Origin of the sequence: Deinococcus budaensis (assembly GCF_014201885.1) — a bacterium.
Taxonomy (GTDB): domain Bacteria; phylum Deinococcota; class Deinococci; order Deinococcales; family Deinococcaceae; genus Deinococcus; species Deinococcus budaensis.
Genome location: NZ_JACHFN010000031.1, coordinates 1 through 1,127, shown reverse-complemented (window position 1 = coordinate 1,127; position 1,127 = coordinate 1). Strand labels below are relative to the sequence as shown.

General features: G+C 63.4%; 1 protein-coding gene. It reads right to left on the bottom strand.

Annotation, left to right across the window (positions count from 1 at the left end; all coding sequences use genetic code 11):
- Positions 1–4 precede the first annotated feature (4 nt).
- Positions 5–1,063 carry an IS4 family transposase gene (locus tag HNQ09_RS18630; protein ID WP_184032060.1) on the bottom strand — a complete coding sequence of 353 codons (1,059 nt, stop codon included), beginning with the start codon at positions 1,061–1,063 and terminating at the stop codon, positions 5–7.
- Positions 1,064–1,127 lie beyond the last annotated feature (64 nt).

The following is a 1,127-nucleotide window of genomic DNA, read 5'->3' as shown; positions in this document are numbered from 1 at the left end:
CTCTCTAGGGGTCAAAAGTGGCAAGGCAATCGGGGAAGGCCCTTCCAGTGCTGCGTTTCGAGTTGCTGAGCACGGCACGAAGGGCATCAAGGCCGCGCCTGAACAGACTTTTGGGTGGATAGCCGTGGTTGAGGCAGCGTGACGGGTCACGCTGCTGCTCGAACTCCCCGACCAGGCAGCACCACACGAAAGCGAGCGCGACGACGGCCAACAGGGTCGAGACCCGAGCGGGATCGGTGAGGTGGGTACTCTCCAGAAAAAAGCCCCTGGACTTCAGGGCCTGGTGCATGTTCTCTGCGGTCCAGCGCAGGGCGTAGCGTTTCAAGGCGGGTCCGGCGTGACCCTGGTACGCCAGGAAGAGGGGCTCACGGGAGGCGTTCTGGCACGCCAGAACGCGCAGGGTCACGCCGTAGACCTGAACGGGCTTGTACCAGACCCGCAGCTCGCCCGGTCTGAGTTTCTTGAACCTCACCCAGACGGGGGAGCCCTCCACGACGCTATCTGCCCGCAAGCGGATGACGGGGGAGATGTTCATGCGGCGCAGCGCGACGAACCACTCGCTGCCGATGAACTCCCGGTCAGCGGTCAGGAATACCTTTCGGCCCTGGAGGCAGGGAAGCAGGCGCTCGACCAGGGCGATGCGCGTGGCCATGTTGCTGTTGCCCCCGTGGGGCAACAGCGTCCACACGAGTGGGAAGCTGAAACTCTGCCAGCGCACGCTGAGCAAGAGGATATTGACGTCCTGCTGGCCCAACTTCCAGTTGGTCCGGTCGAGGACGAGCAGCCAGTGCTGCTCGTCTTGCAGGTGGGCCAGGACGAAGCGGGCAACGAGCAGGTCGGGCAGCGCGAACTGCACGAAGCGCTTCAGGCGCTGGTACACCGTCTCGTCCGAGCCTGGGAGATCGACCATCTGGACGAGCTGGTACAAGACCACGCTGCGCGCCTGAATGACCGCGAGGATCAGGGCACTGAGGACGGTGAGCCGACGGGGATCGAGCGGGAAGTGCTCAGCCATCAGGGCACAGAGGCTAGATTGAGGGGGTCGGCTCCGGGTGTTCTTCATCGCAGAAAACACCGTACAGGAGCCGACTTCTCATACCTCACCCTGACTTTTGACCCCTAGAGAG